This is a genomic window from Pseudovibrio flavus (assembly GCF_009711345.1).
Taxonomy (GTDB): domain Bacteria; phylum Pseudomonadota; class Alphaproteobacteria; order Rhizobiales; family Stappiaceae; genus Pseudovibrio; species Pseudovibrio flavus.
Genome location: NZ_SMMA01000065.1, coordinates 394,342 through 413,053 on the forward strand (window position 1 = coordinate 394,342; position 18,712 = coordinate 413,053).

An 18,712-nucleotide genomic window follows, 5' to 3' on the forward strand; every position below is an offset into this window, starting at 1 on the left:
TGAATGATTGCGAAGGTGTAGAACTATGGGCACTTCCCGAATTTCGGCTGTTTGTGTGTACTGCGGCTCATCCATGGGTGTATCTCCGCACTATGCCGAGACAGCGTTTGAAACTGGACGCCAGATCGCTCTAGCCGGTAAAACTCTGGTTTATGGCGGTGCGCAGGTCGGCCTAATGGGGCGCGTTGCCGATGGTGCGTTGAGCGAGGGTGGTAAAGTTATCGGCGTGCTACCAGAGGCTCTCGCTGCAAAAGAGCTGGCGCATACCGGCCTGACCAAGCTTCATATCGTTGGCTCCATGCACGAGCGTAAAGCCATGATGAATGACCTTTCGGATGCGTTCATCACCCTGCCGGGCGGCGCTGGTTCCATGGAAGAAATGTTCGAAATCTGGACATGGGCCCAGCTTGGGTACCACACAAAACCATCAGGAGTGCTGAATGCTGGCGGCTACTATGCCCCGCTTTTGACCATGCTCGACAGGATGGTGAGTGAAGGTTTCTTAAAGCAGGATATGCGCGATATCTTGAAGGTAGCAGAAACACCGCAGGGCTTGCTTGATGCTTTTGAGAGCTATGAAGCGCCGAAAGTCATGAAATGGGTCACCAAGGACCAGCTCTAAGCGCATAAAATGAGAACGGCCTGAAAGCCACAGGGCTCAGGCCGTTCACGAAAACGAATATTTGTATGCCGTAGTTAGTCGAGGCAGGTCAGGCCCTTAAGGTCTGGCAGCACAGCGGCAGGGGTATAACCTGTATACTCATCAGGCATGTTGTGGCGGTTCACCCAAACGGTGCGCATACCGAACTTGGTTGCGCCTGCAATATCCCAGCGATTGGACGACTGGAAGGAAACAGCTTCCGGATATAGGCGGAAGTTGGTGGTCACCATCTCGTAAACTTCCGGCAACGGCTTGTATTTGCCCACGAGGTCCACTGAGAAGACTTCATCGATAAGATCGGAAATACCAGCTGCATCCGTAGCTGCACTGAGCATGGAAGGCGAACCATTGGACAAAATGGCAATGCGTGCACCGTGTTCTTTCAGGTCTTTCAGGACCTGCGGTACTTCAGGGTAACAGTCCAGCTCCCAGTATGCATCCAGCAGGTTCTGGCGGTAGGAACGGTCTACTTCCGGCACCATTGCAAAGGCGGTATCAAGGGCTTGTTGGGTCAACGCCCAAAAGTCCTCGTAGTGTCCCATCAAGGTTCCAACCCAAGAATACTCGAGTTGCTTCTCGCGCCAGATCATTGAAAGGCGGGTACTTTCCGGTCCCATTTCTTTCGCGTGACGACGCACAGCGGCATGGACATCGAACAATGTCCCATAAGCGTCAAATACATAAGCAGCGCGGCGCATGCAAATCTCCAGTGTCCTGCAAGCAAGTCTTTGATTAATAGAGAAACCTGTCTGGGCGCACGCGTCAAGACATCGACCGCTCTCTACTCAGGTATATTGTGGAGCTTTATTCTCCCACGTTATTTGTAAGCTGAGGTATATGGCTGGCATGCATATGCCTCTTTTATCAGATAGAATCGATGATCAGTCGCTCTGTTGTGGGTATCTTCCACGAACAAAAATTGCGTGAAGTATATCAGTTAACATGAACGAATTACGAACATAGGCCCGTTTGTTTTCATAAGTTGCGGAATTGTCCTATTCGTAGTGTTGCGGTTGACCTAAAGCAAAATTCCCTTTTCCATCTCCTATAATTTAATAAATAAGTTTGTTGGCGCGCTATCGATTAATTGCGCGCATCTAAGGAGAGCAAAATGGCCGGATGGTCGAAGACTTGGACGTGGTTCGATGGCGCTTGGCATGAGGGCAACCCAATGCTTATGGGCCCGCGCGATCACGCATTTTGGCTGGGTTCCAGCGTATTTGACGGCGCACGCGGTTTTCAAGGTGTGCTGCCGGATATCGACCTTCACGCCGAGCGCGTAAACAACTCTGCCCTTGCTCTTGGAATGGAACCAACCAAGCAGGTTGGCGAGATCATCGAGTTGACGAAAGAGGGTATGGGTAAGTTTGCAGCAGATGAAGCTGTTTATATCCGTCCTATGTACTGGGCAACCAAAGATGGCCCGGGTGTTATCGATGCCGATCCGACATCCACCCAGTTCTGCCTTTGCATGTTTGAAGCTCCAATGGCACCAGAAGGCGCGTCCAATACTTTGACGCTGTCTCCTTTCCGCCGTCCAACGCTTGAAACAATGCCGGTAAACGCCAAGGCTGGTTGTCTCTATCCAAACAACGCCCGCGCTTCTAAAGAAGCAAAGGCTCGCGGCTTTGATAACGCGATCGTTCTGGATGCTCTGGGCAATGTTGCTGAGCTTACCTCTGCAAACGTATTCATGGTGAAGAACGGTGAGGTGTTTACCCCGTTCTGGAACGGTACCTTCTTGAACGGTATTACCCGTCAGCGCGTCATCAAACTGCTGCGTGACGCTGGCTACAAGGTTCATGAAGCGCTGCTAAGCTACAAGGACTTCCTCGAAGCTGACGAAATCTTCTCGACTGGCAACTACTCCAAGGTCGTTCCAGTTCGTCAGATTGATGACCGTGAGCTTGGCATTGGTCCAGTAGCGCAAAAAGCACGCGCTCTGTACTTCGAATTCTCGTTCGCACAGCCGTTTACCTACTAAGGGTAACAGCGAGCTCTACGAGTAAAGAAAAGGCCGGTTTGACCGGCCTTTTTTTGTTGTCTGGCAGGCCCAGTTAAACTTCTTGAGGCACCGGCGGGGTGAACGGCTTGATGACCATCAGGGCACACAGAACGAGCATGAGGGACGCAAACAGCGTTGCAATCGTAAAGTCACCTGTTTGTTCATAAAGGGCGGAGGAAATCAGCGGTCCGATTACCTGCCCAAGGCTAAAGGAAGCTGTCATCAGGCCCACGATCAAGCGGGGGGACTGTGGCACAAGGATCTTTGCCTCCAAGAGACCAAGTGTTGTGATAGCAATGAAAGTACCGCCAAAGAGCACTGCGGAAATGATGAGGCCAGTTAGGCTTGGCCAAAGAACGCTAAGTGCAACGCCGATTGCCTCTAGGATAAAGGCAATTAGAAGTGCGTTCTTGTTTCCGATCTTCGCGCCAATTCTTCCCCATAGAAACACCGAGGGGACGCCAGCAATACCAACCATCATCCAGATGAATGATTTGTAGTTGGATAGGCCGTGTTGCTGATCTGCAATAACGCTCAAGAAGGTCGCGGTAATAACATAGCCAAGTCCGAAAAAGCCGTAGGCGAGAATAAGCCGATAGGCATTAGCTGATAGTTTGGTTTTCCCGTTCTGGCTGCTTTGCGGTTCCTGTCTTGCTTCGGATACGGGAGCACGCTTGGGCGCTGGTATAAGCGTGAGCACAGCAAATGTTAGCAGCAGGCTTACAGCCCCACATAATAGCCATAGTGTGGAGGCACTCATACCGATAGTCGATCCCGTTATCTCTACCAGTAGTGATGATAGTGCAATGCCTGTCCCAACCCCTGCAAAGTGCACCGGAAAAATCTTCAAGTCCCCCCGAGCAGTCAGCTCGTCAAGCACCAGCGTGGCCGAAAGAACCAATCCATACGCGCTGGCAACTCCCGATACAAAGCGAATAGTGCCGTAGCCAAGCAGAGTGGGGAGCTGTTCCAGAAAAGGAGCGCCCATCGCGAGTGTGGTGAGGGAAGCCATAGCAATTGCAATTGCAAAGCAGCGGTAGAGACCAAACGGCGTTGGCAGCAGTGCTGCAGCCATCGCACCCAGCAAATACCCCAGATAATTGGCGGAGGCGACAACACCCGATGAGACTGGCGACAACTGACCGTCTGCCAACATGAAAGGCAGGATAGGTGTGTATACGAATCGTCCGATCCCCATCGCCACAACAAGGGAAAGGCATCCGCCAAAGGCCAGACGGAAGGAGGAAATCTTTGAAATCATTGATGGGACCGATTTATGAATACGTAATATACGCTACATAAATCCACTGAAAATACACAGAACGCAAGAGGTGGTTTTTAAATCCTACCAAAGCCGCAGCGTCAGTTTTGCTGGGGTTGAATAAAGAAAGAAATATATTTCTTAATTCGCCAAAAGATCGTTGCGAGTACAGGAAAACACGCCTATCTTGCTCCACACGTTGCAGTGGTGGTTTGCTTTCAGAGCCGCCTCTCAGCATTAAAAATTTAAAACTCCCAACCGGAGGCACTGTCATGTCTTTTGTTCTTGAAGATCTTCCATATGCATACGACGCGCTGGCACCATATATGTCTGCCGAGACGCTCGAGTACCACCACGACAAGCACCACCTTGCTTACGTGACCAACGGCAACAACCTGCTGAAGGACTCCGGTCTTGAAGGTAAGTCTCTGGAAGAAATCGTTAAGGAAAGCTACGGCACAAATCCGGGCCTCTTCAACAACGCTGGTCAGCACCTGAACCACCTTCACTTCTGGAAGTGGATGAAGCCAAATGGTGGCGGCACTGCTCTGCCAAGCCTCATCCAGAAGAAGATCAACGAAGATCTTGGCGGTTACGACAAGTTCCGCGCTGACTTCATTCAGGCAGGCGTAACCCAGTTCGGTTCTGGTTGGGCATGGCTGGCTGTTAAAGACGGCAAGCTTGAAGTGATGAAAACACCAAACGGCGAAAACCCGCTGGTATTCGGTGCTGTGCCTGTGCTGGGCGTGGATGTATGGGAACACTCCTACTACATCGACTACCGCAACGCGCGTCCTAAGTACCTCGAAGCATTCGTCGACAATCTGGTGAACTGGGAATACGTGGAAGAGCTGCTCGAAAAAGCTGTCTAATCCCGTTTCGACGTGATTTTTTGAAGGAGGCGGCCTGTTGGTCGCCTCTTTTCGTTTCTAGCCGAAAAGCCCTTTCTGTCTGCCCAAATGGCAGCGGGAGGTGATGATCTGGTCCAGATACCCGTTCATCAAATAAAGATAGGCTTCGCAGTCCACCTGCGTCTCGAAGCAGGCAACGGTTGAAACATTGTAGGGGCTGTCATAGTCAAACACGCGCCCACCCACATTGGCCTGCCAAACATTTTCCGGTCCAAAACGAGCCGCCGCTATCTTGCAGTCGTATTGAGTGCCCGCAACAGTGGGGTGAACTCTGCCAGACTTGGGAATAAGCCGCTGCTCAAGGTAATTCGTGGAAGGCGGGCGAGCACAAGCCGCCACCACGGCTGCCAGCATGACAGTCGCAATCAGTTTCTTGTTCTTCATTATTGCTGTCTCGCTTTAGCGCTTAAAAAGGGCTTCAGTCTCTTCCTCTGAACCAGTCAAAGATATTCGCATAGCCGCGTTGACAGGCAGCGCTCTGGGTGAAGTCCAGATAGCCCCGCATGAAGTTCAGATAGCGCTGACACATCTGCATTGACTGGAAACAGGCAACGCTGGAGATCGCACGGTTAGGATTGTTGAAGCGGCCATTCACGAACGCTTGGTACACATTGTCCCGTCCATCCTCGGCGACCCGTATTTTGCAGTCGTATTGGGTGCCGTAGACCCGTGGCTTGGAATTCATGTCATTGGGGATCATGAAGTTGAACGGGTATTGCGAGTTGGTGATGAGCCTCGCGTTAGCTGGCGTAGTCTGAGCAAGCACCGATAGCCCCAGCAGCAGTGCAACACCAAGTGATAATGGGTTCCGACAGTAATTCATGGCAGTCTCCCTGTGACGGCCTGTTCCTTTTGGGCGCTATCTTTTTTGACACAGATTCTTGGCAATTTGTTGCGTGTCTAGCCGCGCCTATGGTTTTGAAAGTCTCACAGAAAGCTCACGAATTTATTTAAACTGCGCCAAGGTCTTCTGGTTTGGTTAATCAGCGCTTGCCCGAAAAACTAAAATGCAATGGGCAATAAAAAAGGCGCCCCGCAGAACGGAGCGCCAAGTCAATGAAGATCTTAGCTAAGGTGCACTGGCGTGCTGCAACGGAAAGACCGCTAAGAAAAGCCCTTCCGTATCTTTTTTGCTCTAGCTGACTGTTTCCTGTGTCAGCTTGAGCGCAAACGAATAAACAAGCGCAACTTCTTTGAGGCGGTCAAACCGGCCTGATGCGCCGCCATGACCTGCATCCATATTGGTGCGCAGCATCAAAAGGTTGTCGTCGGTCTTCAGCTCACGCAGCTTGGCAACCCATTTTGCAGGCTCCCAGTATGTCACGCGAGGGTCGGTAAGCCCGCCAAGCGCAAAGATCGCCGGATAGTCTTTTGCTTCCACGTTATCGACTGGCGAATAGGAGGCAATGTACTCGTAGGCGCTCTGGTTCTTGATTGGGTTGCCCCATTCCGGCCATTCAGGCGGGGTGAGGGGCAGTGTGTCGTCAAGCATGGTGGTGAGCACATCTACAAACGGAACTTCCGCGATGATGCCTCCAAAACACTGCGGAGCCATATTCGATACAGCGCCCATCAGCATGCCACCGGCGGAGCCGCCCTGCGCGATGATGCGCTCGTGGCTGGTGTAGTTGTTGCTAACCAGATGACGGCTTGCCGCGATGAAGTCGGTAAACGTGTTCTTCTTGTACTCGCGGCGACCGGCCTTGTACCAAGCAAAGCCTTTTTCCTTACCGCCGCGAATGTGAGCGATGGCATAGACGAAACCACGGTCTACAAGCGACAAGGCGTTGGTGGAGAAATTGGCCGGAATGGAAATGCCGTAGGAGCCGTAGCCATAAAGCAGGCATGGCGCGCTGCCATCAAGCGCTGTTGACTTACGGTACAGCACGGTGATCGGCACCTGCTCCCCGTCATCAGCCGCCGCAAACAAGCGCTGAGTGACATAATCATCCGCGTTATGGCCGCTTGGCACTTCCTGAGTCTTGCGCAGCACACGTTCACGCGTTTCGACATCATAATCGAATGTCTGCGCAGGTGTGGTCATGGAAGAGTACGTGAAGCGGATAATCGAGGTGTTGTACTCGTAGCCCGCCGAAAGGCTAAGGCTGTAGGCTTCTTCTTTAAAGCTTACGCTATGCTCGATATTGTCCACCAAGCGATGCGAAACGATGCGCGGAAGGCCGTTCTCGCGCTCCAGTCGAACCATATAGTTCTGCAGCACGCTCATAGATAGAATGAGACGGCCAGCTTTGTGTTCAACCAAGTCGGTCCAGTGGGTGCGGCCACTTGCATTGAGCTGAGCAACAACAGGTACGCAGACAATCTTGAAGTCTTCAGCCTCGTCCGCATTGGTAAGAATGAGGAACTGGTCACCAGCATCATCAAGTGTGTACTCAACGCCGGTTTCGCGCTGCGCAATCAATTTCGGCTTTGCAGTTGGCTCATCTGCCTTGATAACCCAAACCTCGGAAGTCTCGTGGTCGTGAATATCAATCGTGATGAAGCGGCCGGATTGGGTGCGGCCAACAGCCATAAAGAATCCAGCGTCCTCTTCTTCATATACAAGCACGTCCTCGCTGACAGACGTTCCAAGTTTATGGCGGAAGAGTTTTGATGGACGGTGGTTTGCATCAAGGCGCACGTAAAAGACGTAATCGCCGCAAGCAGACCAGACACCGCCGCTGCTGGTGTCTTCAATCACCTCAGCATAGTCGCTACCGGTCTTCAGGTCGCGGATGCGCAGGGAATAGTATTCAGAGCCTTTATCATCGGCAGCCCAAGCAAGCTTGCTGTGGTCGTCGCTGTGGGAAGCGCCGCCAATACGGAAGTAGGCTTTTCCTTCAGCTTCCTTGTCGCCGTCCAGAATAATTTCTTCCTGCTTTTCCTGATCGCAGAGCTGCGCACGGGCAGCAACATCCATCTCGGAAGGAGAAACAAGTTTACGGTAAAATTTCGGGTGCTGACCGCCCTCGACATATCGAATGCCGTAGGCGTACGGGCCGTCATGCATTGGAACGGAACTATCGTCCTCTTTGATCCGCCCCTTCATTTCCCTGAATAGCGTGTCTTGAAGAGCCTTTGTCGTCTCCATCTGGGCGTCAGTGTAGGCGTTCTCCGCTTCCAGATAGGTGCGGATGTCTTCAGCCAGTACGGAAGGATCTTTCATCACTTCCTGCCAGTTGTCGGCGCGCAGCCAAGCATAGTTATCGGTACGCTCATGGCCGTGCATGGATGACAGGGAAGGGCGCTTTTCGGCAAATGGCGGTTTCAAAGGTTTCATGGTCCCCCAACAATCTTGCGGATAATTAAATATACTTACACCCACAAGTGCTTACCAGTGATGCTTTATAGGATAATGTGATCCTTATCACATGCATCACTGCGATTACGTACATGGATACCGTTCAGCAACACTGTTGCTCAATTGCCATAAGCAATTTCACCTTACGGCAAGCGTTGGTTGAGTTGTGTTCTGGATAAGGCAAACTATCAACAATTATCGACGCTTCAAATCGTCCCACCACTTCACGTTGTTTTTGCAGGGAAAAAGGATAGCTAGCGCTACCCATTATCCGGCGTAAATTTTAGAGCGGTTCCATTCATACAATAACGTAGTCCGGTGGGCTGAGGGCCATCATCAAAAACGTGCCCTAAGTGTCCGCCACAACCTCCACACCTTATTTCAACGCGCACCATTCCGTGTGAAAAGTCCTCGTGTTCTGTTAACGCTTGGGCAGAAATAGGCTCGAAAAAGCTGGGCCAGCCGCAACCTGCATCGAATTTACTGTGTGATTTGAAGAGGTTATTGTCGCACGCAGTGCACGTGTAGGTGCCCAGTTCGTAATGGTCCCAGAACGGTCCGGTAAACGGGCGCTCCGTGCCCTTTCTGCGTAGAATATAGTATTGCTCTGGAGAAAGTCTGTTTTGCCACTCCGCTTCACTTAAAAGCGACATGTCTTTTTTCGAATTCATAGCACCTCCAGACAGCTCTACAGCTGTTGCCTAGATGGGCCCATGTATAGATAGAAGCCCATAATTTTACATAAAATGTACTATACACCTCTTGAAGAAATAAATCGCGCATAGCTACATACATTTGCGTATTAACGACTTGCAGTGCAAGATGAAGTAGGTATCTGCACCTAGGGTCACCGCTTGCCCTTTTTGCACCTGCGCTCTATGAAGTCTGCCAGGTGAGCTGAATTGGGATCTAGGTAGGATTCGAATGCTCCTTGTGAAACCACGTATAAATTAACGGAGTGCCATATGCCGCTTACTGGTGTAGAGGCAACATTTTGGGCCATGTTGGCGCCATTTGTTGCTGCAGCACTCGGTCCTGTCCTCACGCAGCGCTTGAAACACAATGCTGCTTGGGTTCTGGCCGTGTTTCCTGCGCTTATTTTTCTGCACTTTCTCACACTCGTGCCGGGCGTATCTTCAGGCGAAGTATACACCGCAGCACTTGAGTGGGTGCCTACATACGGCGTGACTTTTTCCATCTATCTAGATGGTTTGTCGACCCTTTTCGCTCTGCTGATTTCCGGCATCGGTACCTTCATCATTCTATATGCTGGCGGTTACCTGAAAGGCCATCCGCAGCAGGGCCGTTTCTTCTCGTTCCTGTTCCTGTTCATGGGTGCAATGCTCGGTGTTGTTCTGGCGAACAACCTGATCACCCTGTTCATTTTCTGGGAACTGACCTCTATTACTTCGTTCTTGCTCATCGGTTTTGACCACCTGCGCGCAGCGTCCCGTCGCTCTGCAATCCAGGCTCTGGTTGTAACCGGCGCGGGCGGCATGGCACTGCTGGCTGGCTTCTTGCTGATCGGTCTGGCAAGCGGCTCCATGGAAATGAACGAAATCCTGACTTCCGGCGACGTTCTTCGTGATAGCCCATTGTACGTTGCGATCTTTACTCTGATCGCCCTTGGCGCATTCACAAAGTCTGCTCAGTTTCCGTTCCACTTCTGGCTGCCAAACGCTATGGAAGCGCCGACCCCTGTTTCGGCGTATCTGCACTCTGCAACCATGGTTAAGGCTGGCGTCTATCTGTTGATGCGTATGAACCCTGTACTGGGTGACACTGCACTATGGACAACCGTTCTGCCGATCTTCGGCGGTATCACGTTGATCGTTGGTGCGGTTCTTGGCGCTCGTCAGAAAGACCTCAAGCTTATGCTGGCTTACACCACTGTTGCTTCTCTCGGCTTGCTGGTCATGTTGACCGGTACCTCCGCAGAGCTGGCAATCAAGGGTGCGGTTCTTTACCTCTTCGGTCACTCCTTGTTCAAAGGCGCACTCTTCATGGTCGCCGGTACAATCGACCATGAAGCAGGTACCCGCGATGTAACCAAGCTGGGCGGTCTGCGTCAGGCAATGCCAATTACCTTCGCTGCTGCATGTCTTGCTGCGCTTTCCATGGCTGGTCTTCCGCCTTTCATTGGCTTCATCGCCAAAGAAATGCTGTATGACGGTGCATGGCAGGTGCTGGGCTTCGGTCCGGGCTGGGCACTGATCGCACTCGTTGGTAACGCGCTGATGTTTGCTCTGGCTGGTGCTGTTGCTCTCAAGCCGTTCATCGGTCCTAAGGTAGAAACTCCGAAACACGCACATGAAGGTCCAGTGCTGCTTTACGCAGGTCCGGTCTTCCTGTCTGTTACCGGTCTTCTGGCTGGTGTGTTTGCTGCGTTCACTGGCGATCTGTTCATCAACCCGATGATCAGCGCTGTAACCGGCGAAAGCTACACCTACGGCCTGTACCTGATCCCTAAACACATCAACGCAGCGCTGTTCCTGTCTCTCATCACCATTGCTCTGGGTAGCTTCCTGTTCACCAAGCTCGACCTTATTCGTGCTCAGGTAGACAAGCTCGTAAAAGCAATTGGCTGGGGTCCGGACAAAGGCTTCGACCAGCTCATTACTCTGGTTGTTAAGTTTGCAACGCTCGTTACCCGTACAGTTCAGACTGGCTCCATGGTCAGCTACGTGCGTGCGACCTTCATTGTACTTGCAGTGTTCCTGTACGTACCAATGTTCGCAACCGGCACGTTCCCGACCTTCTCTGCGATCCAGAACCTGACCTTCTATGAATGGACCTTCGTGATCATCGCCGTTATCGGCCTTGGTGCGGTTCTGTTCGCGGTCAATCGTCTTATCGCGATTGTGTCTTTGGGTATTCTGGGCTTCGCAGTCGCGATCATTTACCTGCTTTACGGTGCACCGGATCTGTCCTTCACCCAGTTCATGGTTGAAACGCTTTCCGTTGTTATCCTTGCATTGGTCATGACCAAGCTCGATCTTCAGCCACGCGACTTCCGTCTGGTTAAAGACCGTGTATTCGACGGTGTTCTTGCAACAATCGTTGGTTTTGGTCTGGCATTCCTGCTTATCAGCATTGTCGAACTTCCGTTCAACGCTTCTCTTTCCGAGTTCTACGCGCAGTACAGCCGCGTGATCGCTCACGGTCGTAATATCGTGAACGTGATCATCGTTGACTTCCGCGGGCTTGATACTCTGGGCGAGATCACCGTTGTGCTCGTAACCGGTCTGGCAATTCTGGCGCTCATTCGTGTGCGCCCGAAAGGCGAGAAGGCCGAGCCGCTTGTTGCTCCGGAACCAGTTCGCAATGAGGAGGGTGCTTAAATGAATACCGTTATCTTCCGCACTATTGCGCCTTACCTGTCAGCACTGATGATCCTCTTTTCGATCTTCGTGCTGCTCCGCGGCCATAACGAGCCGGGCGGTGGCTTTATCGGCGGTCTGATTGCTGTATCCGCTTTTGCGATCTACGGCATTGCTTGCGGTGTAGCCGCTGTGCGCCGTGCAATTACATTCCATCCGCTGTCCATCGCTGCGGCTGGTCTGGTTCTGTCTGCATTGTCGGTTATGCCAAGTATCTTTCTTGCGCAGCCTGCAATGACCAGCCAGTGGCTGCAGATCCATGTCTTCGGTACTCCGGTAGACCTGTCCACTCCGATGTTCTTTGACATCGGCGTTTACCTCGTCGTGGTTGGTGCGATTACTTCTATCGCTCTGGCTCTGGAAGAAAGGGAGCAGAAATAATGGAAACCATTTTCGCGCTCCTGATCGGCCTTATCTTCTCGGCAGCACTCTACTTGATGATGTCGAACAAGTTGGTCCGCGTTCTGCTTGGTATCGCAATTCTCGGCAACGCCGTGAACTTGTTGATCTTCTCTGCAGGCCGTCTGACCCGTGAAGTGCCGCCGGTCATTCCAGTCGACAGCTACATTCCGTTGGAAGTCACAGCTAACCCGCTGCCTCAGGCTCTTATCCTGACTGCGATCGTGATTTCCTTCTCGTTCTTCGCGTTCTTCCTGGTGCTCGGCTACCGTGCGTTCCAGGATCTTGGAACCGATGACGTTGTAGAAATGCGTATCGCTGAGCCTAAAGGCGAAGCAGAGCCGCCACTGGGGTACTAATAAGAATGGCTGCAAATAAACCTGCTTTTGATTGGGCAGCTGCCTGGGTTATGGATCCTACTCCGCTAGCGGACTGGCTCCTGGTGGCTCCTACTTTGCTGCTCATGCTGGGTGGTGCGACAGCTATCATGCTGCGCAAGAAAACCGACATCCAGCCATGGATCGGCATTGGTACGATCGGCTTGGTCGTACTCTCCAATATTCTTCTGCTGGCGCATGTCCTTAATAACGGCATTGTCAGCATGGTTATGGGCTCTTGGCTTCCTCCATTCGGTATCGCGTTCACCGCTGATGCTATGGGTGTGCTGTTTGCCCTTGCTGCGTCGATTGTTGCGCTTTGTGCTGCAATCTATGCTGCAGGTTCCATCGAACAGTCCGAACGTCGTTACGGTTTCTACCCGTTCCTGATGCTTCTGCTGTGTGGTGTGACCGGCGCATTCCTCACCGGCGATATCTTCAACCTGTACGTATGGTTCGAAGTGCTGCTCATCTCGTCCTTCGGCATGATCGTGCTGGGTAACGAGAAACGTCAGCTCGACGGTGCTATGAAGTACGCGGTTCTGAACCTTCTTGCGACAACCCTGTTCCTGGTAACCACCGGTCTCCTCTATGGTATGGTCGGCACCTTGAACATGGCGGACATCGCTATGAGAATTCCTCAGCTTCCTGAGAACGCTCCTGTAATGGGTATCGCTGCCCTTTACTTCCTTGCGTTCGGCATGAAAGCTGCTGCGTTCCCGGTTAACTTCTGGCTTCCTGCTTCCTACCACACCCCACGTATCGTGGTGTCTGCGGTGTTCGCAGGTCTTCTCACCAAAGTTGGCGTTTACGCGCTGCTTCGTGTGATGCTGGTTGTCATGCCTGAAGGTCGTGAATGGCTGTCCACTCTGATTGGTCTTGTTGCTGTTGCAACAATGCTGACCGGTGTTCTGGGCGCTCTGGCACAGACCGACATCCGCCGTATGCTGGGTTACATTGTTATCTCCGGTATCGGTACCGTTCTGGCAGGTCTTGCTGTTGGTTCGGAAGTGTCTGTTGCTGGCTCTATCTTCTACGCAGCGCACTCCATCTTGTGTATGACTGCACTTTACCTGCTGGCTGGTCTTATCAACCTGCTGGGCGGTTCCTACTCCCTGCGTGAGCTGGGTGGCCTTTACCTGCGCAGCCCTCTGGTTGCAGCATGTACTCTGGTTCTGCTGTTTGCAGTTGCTGGTCTGCCTCCATTCTCCGGCTTCTGGCCGAAGGTTATGCTGGTAGAAGGCGCTCTTGCTGGTGGCATGGGCTGGGTAGCAGCTGGTATTCTGGTAACCGGTGTTCTCACCGCAATCACCATTGGCCGCTTCTGGATCTTCATTTTCTGGCGCGGTGGCCCAGAAGGTGTGACAGATGGCACTCAGGTGGTTGTTCAGGCGACCGAGGAAAAGGCAGTTATTCCTGTAACCGTGCTCATTCCGCTTTCTATCCTGACTGGTCTGATCATTCTGATCGGTATTCAGCCTGAAGGCGTTATGGCGATTGTTCAAAAGGGTGCGGCGGTCCTCGTTGATCCAGCAACCTATGTACAAGCAGTGTTTGGAGTTAAGCCATGAACAAGAGCCTGTTTCTAGCAAACTTGCTGATGGCCGTGGCATGGGCAGCCGTTTCCGGCTCCTTCACCGGCCTCAACCTTGTCTTCGGTTTCGTATTGGCGACTCTGACCCTTTATGTCATCCGTGAGCAAGTTGCTTTCCGTCGCTACATTGCTCGCTCCTGGCGCATTACCAAGCTGGCTCTCACCTTCTTCTGGGAACTGGTGAAGTCTTCTTGGCGCGTTTTCATCATGCTGATCAATCCTAAACTGGATGTTCAGCCTGGTATTATCGCGATGCCACTGACAGTGACCAAGGACTACGAAATCACGTTGCTTGCCAACATGATTACGTTGACCCCAGGTACCCTGTCCATGGATGTTTCCGAGGATCGCAAGACCCTTTACATCCACTGCGTGGACGTGCCGGATCCGGACGAAACCATCCGCGAGATCAAAGAGAGTTTTGAACGTCAAATCATGGAGGCGTTTCGATGAGTGTCTTTGAACAGGCTTCTGCAGGCTTCCTGCAATTCGCCGTCGTCTTCGCGATGATCTGTCTTTCTGCATCCTTCTTGATGATCACCTACCGCATCATCAAGGGCCCAACCCTTCCTGATCGTATCATCGGTCTGGATACTCTGGTTGCAGTTGCGATTGGTCTTATTGCGACGATCGGTATCCATTCCGGTTACTCGCTTTACGTTGATATCGCGTTGGCACTTGGTCTGGTCGGCTTCCTTGCAACCGTTGCATTCGCACGCTTTGTTCTTAACCGTGGCCGTGAACAGGACGCAGTTATTCAGGAAGAGTGCAAAGCAACCGAAGAAATGTTGGAGGAACGTAAATGATCGCGCTTCTTAATGTTGTGGTTGGCTTGGTTGTAATCGCCGGCGGTTTGTTCTGCTTTGTTGCAAGTCTTGGTCTGATCCGTCTGCCAGACGTTTACACCCGCATGCACGCAGCATCTAAAGCTGGTACCCTTGGTTCCGGTTTGCTGCTCATCTCTTTGGGCGTAATTGCAACCGAGTGGGATGTTCTCAGCCGTGCGCTTGCTGGCTTTATTTTCTTCCTTCTCACTGCGCCAGTTTCTGCGCACCTGATCGCTCGCGCTGCTCACAGCGTTGGCTATCGTCCATGCCCGGAAACAGTTCGCGATGATTTGTTTGAAGAAAACAAGCATCAAGGTGCAAAGTCCAACTAAGGACAAAATAAAACAATAGAACTAGGGGAGGAGTGTTCCTTGGGGCTAGGCAATCGCGCAATAGGCGTGTTAAAAGCCGAGCTTCAAAGCGCTTCTCCCCTTTTTCGTGGCGTAAGGGCAGCCACTGCTGTACATGGCAAAGAAATGCCAGCGAAAATCTCCGAGTTTTCTGCCAGTTTTCCCTCAATACTTACTTAGATCATATAAGCAATTTGGAACGTGTAAGTTTCTTTTGCCCATCAACTGTTCACAAAACGTAGTATAGATCGTATTTATTGCATTATTTCTCTTGTTATCTATAAAGGTAGCTCCTATAAGGACGGGCAGTAGTTTTGCTTTGCTCGGAATCAATTGTTATTGATAAAAACTTGAGGTTCGAAAGTGTCCTGCAAGTTTTTTCAAGCAAATTAGACCGTGCAAAGCGTGTGATCTAAATTATGTATATATGACCGACAGGTGAAAGAATGAGCGAGATCCCTGCAGACAACAACCTGATTGATCTGACCGCAGACATCGTTTCTGCTTATGTTAGCAATAATACTGTGGCATCTGCTGACTTGCCTGTACTTATTACTGATGTTTATGCTGCCCTGCAGAAAACCAGCGGCACTGTTAAAGAGCCTGAGCCAGAGCCGCTTAAGCCAGCAGTACCAGTGAAGAAGTCTGTAACCAACGACTACATCATCTGCTTGGAAGACGGTAAGAAGTTCAAGTCCCTGAAGCGCCACCTGCGCACCCACTACGATATGACCCCTGAAGAATATCGTGAAAAGTGGGGTCTGCCTGCAGACTACCCAATGGTTGCTCCACACTATGCAGCTGCACGTTCCGAACTGGCCAAGAAAATGGGCCTCGGTCAGCAGCGTAAGCGCGCAGGCAAGTAATCGCTAGCAGCTGATTTGCTTTAAAACCGCATCCGAATTTCGGGTGCGGTTTTTTTATGCCCGTTATTTGCGTGATTCACGTTATAAGCCCCGTTTTGTTTTAAGTGCTGTTGAACGTGTGTGTCTAAGTTAAGCTTCCGCGATTACCTTTAAAAATAAGTGGTGAAAAATGATTGGTTAAATCTGACTTGATGACGATTATATCTACTGTACCACTAGGAAATTGTAGAGAGTTTTGGATTGCGGATAGTTTATACTGCTGATTTCAAGGTTAAATGAAATTCAGCGATGTTTGTCACTGAAGTGCTTCCGCTAGAAACAATAAACAACAAGTTATTCTCATCGAATTTTGAGGGGTAACACTCGCTTTCGAAGTGAGTTCGAGCATCTCGACCCAGCTTTAGGAGGTGAGGAAGATGAAACTCTTCGATAGTGCATTACACAGGACCGAAGAAGCTCTGGCGATAAAACAGGCAATACCGCAGCCCTTGATGGGAGGGGTGGATTTTATCGCTACAGGATGTGTTGCTCTCGCGTTTGCAGTAAATCCGCGACACATGCATGCCCCCTCTCGTGGAAGGGCTCGCGTGGCACTTGCCCGGCAGGTTTCCATGTATCTGCTGCATGTTGCCTTGGGGTTGACACTCTCTCAGGCTGGAAGGGTGTTTGGCCGTGACCGGACGACCGCAGGCCACGCTTGCAAGATTGTCGAGGACATGCGCGATGACGAAACGTTCGATAGGCTTATCACTGATCTAGAAGCTGAAATGCAAGCCTCTGTTCGGCGGGCAATTGATATGCATGAGTGGAGGGAAAGCGCATGACGTCACTTCCAATGCAGCTCTATGCTTTGTCTGCCGGTACGAAAGAGAAGGTTGTTGCCCTGCTGAAGCAAGTAAAGCGGGCAGGCTACTCCAAAGATAGGGCTACAGAGGCTTTTCCTAGTCCGGTCTTTGAGCTGGCGCTTGATACTGGGCTCATCGAATATTCAGCGTCTGACCATCTTTCCCTCACAATGATTGGCCGACAGACTTTGAAGGTACTTTTAAGTTCTGCTGGGCTGGAGGAGCCGCAGTATGCATCTCCCGTAGGCTCAATGGGCGTTAAGCTAACCGACTTACCTCAGGTGAGTCTCAAAGAAAGTCCTCTGCAGTGGCTCGCCAGTCGGCGGGATCGGCATGGCCAACCGATGGTTACGAGCGAGCAGGTTGAGGCCGGTGAGCGTTTGCGTACGGACTTTACTAGGGCTTGTCTAGGCGGCATCACCCGCAGCAACTGGCGCACTGAAAGGCTTGGATCCAGCTATCGCCAAATGGAAGAGAGCGACTATCAGCTGGACGCACGCCGACGCTTTTACGATGCGCTTGATGCTGTCGGGCCAGAGCTTTCTTCAGTTCTGGTAGATGTGTGCTGTCACCTCAACGGGCTTGCTGCGACGGAGAAAAAAAGAGGTTGGCCGGAAAGAACCGCAAAGGTGGTTCTTTGCCTAGCGCTGGACCGGCTCTACGCTCACTATCTGGTAGCGCTCAGGGCATCTCCATAAACGAAAAAAGGCGCAGCCCTCGATGGGACATACGCCTCCAATCTAACAGAGCGTAACTTGATTATGCAGCTTCGCCGCTAATGGCTTTCACAGCATCGCTCTTGATGCGCTGAACCATAGAGGCAAGGCCGTTGGAACGCTGTGGGGTGAGGTGCTCGCGCAGGCCGATCTGGTTGAAGGTTTCTTCGATGTCTTCATCCAAAATGGTCTGTGCGTCCTTACCGGAGTATTTTGCAAGAACGATAGCAACAAGGCCGCGCACGATATGAGCATCGCTGTCGCCCTTGTAGGTCAAAACAGGCTTACCGTCGCTGTTGGTACCAACCGAAAGCGCCAGCCAAACCTGAGATACGCAGCCCTGTACTTTATTGGCATCGCTGCGCTCTTCATCGCTCAGGGGTTCAAGTTCGCGGCCAAGCTCGATGACATACCGGTAGCGATCTTCCCAATCGTCCAGAAATTCAAAACCTTCGAGAATATCTTCGATAGAGCTTGCCATTGCTATTGTGTCTCCAGAGCATTTTGGCACTGTTCTACAGTGCGCTCCTTAAGAGAGCAACCGCCTGCAGGTTCTATTCAAACCTGTTTGCCCAAAAGCATAAGGCGGAGAGATTGCGATGGTCTTGGATGGGAAGATGTTACGAACGCGGATTAGGGCGCGGCAGTGGAATGGATAGGTACTGTGTGTTTACTGAACGGTTCTCGACCAGCTCTTGTACAACGGCAGGAGCGGTTGCAATTGCTTTAGCCGCTGCAGCGGTTTCTTCTGCGCTAAGCTGCCACGGAATCTGAAGGTCGTCAGATGTGAGCGTACCGGTTGTGATCTGCTCCTGAATTTCGGCGATTGGTGCGAGTTTGATGGCTTCGCTCACAGGTGCCATTACATCGGCTGGCAGTTCTTCAAGCGCAATCGCTTCAACACCCTCGGCATTTTCTTCTTCAACAAGGTAGGAGTAAGCAAGACGGGCAGCCTGTTTTGCTTTCATACCAACCAGTTCAAGAATGTTGTTTCCCGTTTCGCATGCAGCAGGGTTGCGCTCGCAAAAGCCGGAAAGGTCACTCACAGTCGACTGCGCAGCAACAAGGGCCTGAAGTGGATTAATTGCAGGCGCTTCCTCATCGCTGCCAGTCCCAATAGGGATGATCAGCAAGATCAAGGAAATCCAGAAGGTCATTTTGAGTAGTGAGTACATAATCTGCCCCGTTATGTCACTTGACGCTACTTTTAAGAAAATCG

The 18,712-nt window shown here is 51.6% G+C and carries 21 protein-coding genes; 13 read left to right on the forward strand and 8 right to left on the reverse strand.

Annotation, left to right across the window (positions count from 1 at the left end):
* The first annotated feature begins 25 nt into the window (after positions 1–25).
* Entirely contained in the window at positions 26–622 is a 597-nt protein-coding gene (locus tag E1162_RS16920; RefSeq protein WP_155133683.1) for an LOG family protein, read from the forward strand.
* A gap of 74 nt (positions 623–696) precedes the next feature.
* Here the strand turns inward: E1162_RS16920 and E1162_RS16925 are convergent, their stop codons facing one another.
* Positions 697–1,359, reverse strand: coding sequence for a haloacid dehalogenase type II (locus E1162_RS16925; protein WP_155133686.1), 663 nt, complete (start codon positions 1,357–1,359; stop codon positions 697–699).
* 413 nt (positions 1,360–1,772) lie between these two features.
* Between E1162_RS16925 and E1162_RS16930 the strand changes: the two genes are divergently transcribed.
* Positions 1,773–2,645, forward strand: coding sequence for a branched-chain amino acid aminotransferase (locus E1162_RS16930; RefSeq protein WP_155133689.1), 873 nt, complete (start codon positions 1,773–1,775; stop codon positions 2,643–2,645).
* A 73-nt stretch (positions 2,646–2,718) separates the two neighbouring features.
* Here E1162_RS16930 and E1162_RS16935 read toward each other — a convergent pair whose 3' ends face one another.
* The gene (locus tag E1162_RS16935) at positions 2,719–3,927 is read right to left on the reverse strand and encodes a YbfB/YjiJ family MFS transporter (protein WP_155133692.1); all 1,209 of its coding nucleotides are present in this window, start codon (positions 3,925–3,927) and stop codon (positions 2,719–2,721) included.
* A 272-nt stretch (positions 3,928–4,199) separates the two neighbouring features.
* Here E1162_RS16935 and E1162_RS16940 point away from each other — a divergent pair, with 272 nt between their 5' ends.
* On the forward strand, positions 4,200–4,799 hold the full coding sequence (locus E1162_RS16940) for a superoxide dismutase (protein ID WP_155133695.1): 600 nt from the start codon (positions 4,200–4,202) through the stop codon (positions 4,797–4,799).
* Positions 4,800–4,856: 57 nt separating this feature from the next.
* Here E1162_RS16940 and E1162_RS16945 read toward each other — a convergent pair whose 3' ends face one another.
* The 4 genes from E1162_RS16945 to msrB all read right to left on the reverse strand — a co-directional run bounded on the left by E1162_RS16945 (position 4,857) and on the right by msrB (position 8,810).
* Positions 4,857–5,222 (reverse strand): hypothetical protein, encoded by a 366-nt coding sequence (locus tag E1162_RS16945; RefSeq protein WP_155133698.1) that lies wholly within the window; start codon positions 5,220–5,222, stop codon positions 4,857–4,859.
* Between the two features lie 34 nt (positions 5,223–5,256).
* Positions 5,257–5,661, reverse strand: a complete 405-nt coding sequence (locus E1162_RS16950) for a hypothetical protein (RefSeq protein ID WP_257099070.1) — start codon at positions 5,659–5,661, stop codon at positions 5,257–5,259.
* A 312-nt stretch (positions 5,662–5,973) separates the two neighbouring features.
* The gene (locus tag E1162_RS16955) at positions 5,974–8,118 is read right to left on the reverse strand and encodes a S9 family peptidase (RefSeq protein ID WP_155133701.1); all 2,145 of its coding nucleotides are present in this window, start codon (positions 8,116–8,118) and stop codon (positions 5,974–5,976) included.
* A 281-nt stretch (positions 8,119–8,399) separates the two neighbouring features.
* Positions 8,400–8,810 (reverse strand): peptide-methionine (R)-S-oxide reductase MsrB, encoded by a 411-nt coding sequence (msrB, locus tag E1162_RS16960; protein WP_155133705.1) that lies wholly within the window; start codon positions 8,808–8,810, stop codon positions 8,400–8,402.
* A gap of 294 nt (positions 8,811–9,104) precedes the next feature.
* Between msrB and E1162_RS16965 the strand changes: the two genes are divergently transcribed.
* The 10 genes from E1162_RS16965 (at position 9,105) to E1162_RS17010 (ending at position 17,475) form a co-directional block, all read left to right on the forward strand.
* Complete coding sequence (locus tag E1162_RS16965) at positions 9,105–11,480, forward strand: putative monovalent cation/H+ antiporter subunit A (protein WP_155133708.1); 2,376 nt, start codon at positions 9,105–9,107, stop codon at positions 11,478–11,480.
* Positions 11,481–11,900, forward strand: a complete 420-nt coding sequence (locus E1162_RS16970) for a Na+/H+ antiporter subunit B (protein WP_155133711.1) — start codon at positions 11,481–11,483, stop codon at positions 11,898–11,900. It abuts the gene before it with no gap.
* Complete coding sequence (locus tag E1162_RS16975) at positions 11,900–12,277, forward strand: Na+/H+ antiporter subunit C (RefSeq protein WP_155133713.1); 378 nt, start codon at positions 11,900–11,902, stop codon at positions 12,275–12,277. Before E1162_RS16970 ends, E1162_RS16975 begins: the two co-directional genes overlap by 1 nt.
* Positions 12,278–12,282: 5 nt before the next feature.
* On the forward strand, positions 12,283–13,866 hold the full coding sequence (locus E1162_RS16980) for a Na+/H+ antiporter subunit D (RefSeq protein WP_155133716.1): 1,584 nt from the start codon (positions 12,283–12,285) through the stop codon (positions 13,864–13,866).
* Complete coding sequence (locus tag E1162_RS16985; RefSeq protein ID WP_155133719.1) at positions 13,863–14,342, forward strand: Na+/H+ antiporter subunit E; 480 nt, start codon at positions 13,863–13,865, stop codon at positions 14,340–14,342. The genes E1162_RS16980 and E1162_RS16985 overlap by 4 nt, the downstream gene beginning before the upstream one ends.
* Positions 14,339–14,695: a cation:proton antiporter gene (locus E1162_RS16990; protein ID WP_155133722.1), complete on the forward strand. Its 357-nt coding sequence runs from the start codon at positions 14,339–14,341 to the stop codon at positions 14,693–14,695. The genes E1162_RS16985 and E1162_RS16990 overlap by 4 nt, the downstream gene beginning before the upstream one ends.
* Complete coding sequence (mnhG, locus tag E1162_RS16995; RefSeq protein WP_155133725.1) at positions 14,692–15,048, forward strand: monovalent cation/H(+) antiporter subunit G; 357 nt, start codon at positions 14,692–14,694, stop codon at positions 15,046–15,048. The genes E1162_RS16990 and mnhG overlap by 4 nt, the downstream gene beginning before the upstream one ends.
* 464 nt (positions 15,049–15,512) lie before the next feature.
* Positions 15,513–15,932 (forward strand): Ros/MucR family transcriptional regulator, encoded by a 420-nt coding sequence (locus E1162_RS17000; protein ID WP_155133728.1) that lies wholly within the window; start codon positions 15,513–15,515, stop codon positions 15,930–15,932.
* A gap of 491 nt (positions 15,933–16,423) precedes the next feature.
* A complete protein-coding gene (locus E1162_RS17005) occupies positions 16,424–16,756 on the forward strand; it encodes a helix-turn-helix domain-containing protein (protein ID WP_155133842.1) in 333 nt (110 codons plus the stop codon).
* Positions 16,753–17,475 carry a DUF6456 domain-containing protein gene (locus E1162_RS17010; RefSeq protein ID WP_155133731.1) on the forward strand — a complete coding sequence of 241 codons (723 nt, stop codon included), beginning with the start codon at positions 16,753–16,755 and terminating at the stop codon, positions 17,473–17,475. The genes E1162_RS17005 and E1162_RS17010 overlap by 4 nt, the downstream gene beginning before the upstream one ends.
* Before the next feature lie 61 nt (positions 17,476–17,536).
* On the opposite strand, the gene E1162_RS17015 is transcribed toward E1162_RS17010, so the two are convergent.
* Positions 17,537–17,974, reverse strand: coding sequence for a SufE family protein (locus E1162_RS17015; protein ID WP_155133734.1), 438 nt, complete (start codon positions 17,972–17,974; stop codon positions 17,537–17,539).
* Positions 17,975–18,113: 139 nt separating this feature from the next.
* Positions 18,114–18,712: DUF5330 domain-containing protein (locus E1162_RS17020; protein ID WP_257099071.1), on the reverse strand; the 599-nt coding region annotated here is incomplete at its 5' end.

Bases quoted from the DNA above. Each gene is read 5' to 3' on its own strand.
- E1162_RS16975 (WP_155133713.1), top strand. From the start codon at position 11,900: ATGGAAACCATTTTCGCGCTCCTGATCGGCCTTATCTTCTCGGCAGCA.
- E1162_RS16930 (WP_155133689.1), top strand. From the start codon at position 1,773: ATGGCCGGATGGTCGAAGACTTGGACGTGGTTCGATGGCGCTTGGCAT.
- E1162_RS16950 (WP_257099070.1), bottom strand. From the start codon at position 5,661: ATGAATTACTGTCGGAACCCATTATCACTTGGTGTTGCACTGCTGCTG.
- E1162_RS16940 (WP_155133695.1), top strand. From the start codon at position 4,200: ATGTCTTTTGTTCTTGAAGATCTTCCATATGCATACGACGCGCTGGCA.
- E1162_RS17000 (WP_155133728.1), top strand. From the start codon at position 15,513: ATGAGCGAGATCCCTGCAGACAACAACCTGATTGATCTGACCGCAGAC.
- E1162_RS16965 (WP_155133708.1), top strand. From the start codon at position 9,105: ATGCCGCTTACTGGTGTAGAGGCAACATTTTGGGCCATGTTGGCGCCA.
- E1162_RS16985 (WP_155133719.1), top strand. From the start codon at position 13,863: ATGAACAAGAGCCTGTTTCTAGCAAACTTGCTGATGGCCGTGGCATGG.
- E1162_RS16955 (WP_155133701.1), bottom strand. From the start codon at position 8,118: ATGAAACCTTTGAAACCGCCATTTGCCGAAAAGCGCCCTTCCCTGTCA.
- msrB (WP_155133705.1), bottom strand. From the start codon at position 8,810: ATGAATTCGAAAAAAGACATGTCGCTTTTAAGTGAAGCGGAGTGGCAA.
- E1162_RS16980 (WP_155133716.1), top strand. From the start codon at position 12,283: ATGGCTGCAAATAAACCTGCTTTTGATTGGGCAGCTGCCTGGGTTATG.
- E1162_RS17015 (WP_155133734.1), bottom strand. From the start codon at position 17,974: ATGGCAAGCTCTATCGAAGATATTCTCGAAGGTTTTGAATTTCTGGAC.
- E1162_RS16945 (WP_155133698.1), bottom strand. From the start codon at position 5,222: ATGAAGAACAAGAAACTGATTGCGACTGTCATGCTGGCAGCCGTGGTG.
- E1162_RS17010 (WP_155133731.1), top strand. From the start codon at position 16,753: ATGACGTCACTTCCAATGCAGCTCTATGCTTTGTCTGCCGGTACGAAA.
- E1162_RS16935 (WP_155133692.1), bottom strand. From the start codon at position 3,927: ATGATTTCAAAGATTTCCTCCTTCCGTCTGGCCTTTGGCGGATGCCTT.
- E1162_RS16920 (WP_155133683.1), top strand. From the start codon at position 26: ATGGGCACTTCCCGAATTTCGGCTGTTTGTGTGTACTGCGGCTCATCC.
- mnhG (WP_155133725.1), top strand. From the start codon at position 14,692: ATGATCGCGCTTCTTAATGTTGTGGTTGGCTTGGTTGTAATCGCCGGC.
- E1162_RS16925 (WP_155133686.1), bottom strand. From the start codon at position 1,359: ATGCGCCGCGCTGCTTATGTATTTGACGCTTATGGGACATTGTTCGAT.
- E1162_RS16970 (WP_155133711.1), top strand. From the start codon at position 11,481: ATGAATACCGTTATCTTCCGCACTATTGCGCCTTACCTGTCAGCACTG.
- E1162_RS17005 (WP_155133842.1), top strand. From the start codon at position 16,424: ATGGGAGGGGTGGATTTTATCGCTACAGGATGTGTTGCTCTCGCGTTT.
- E1162_RS16990 (WP_155133722.1), top strand. From the start codon at position 14,339: ATGAGTGTCTTTGAACAGGCTTCTGCAGGCTTCCTGCAATTCGCCGTC.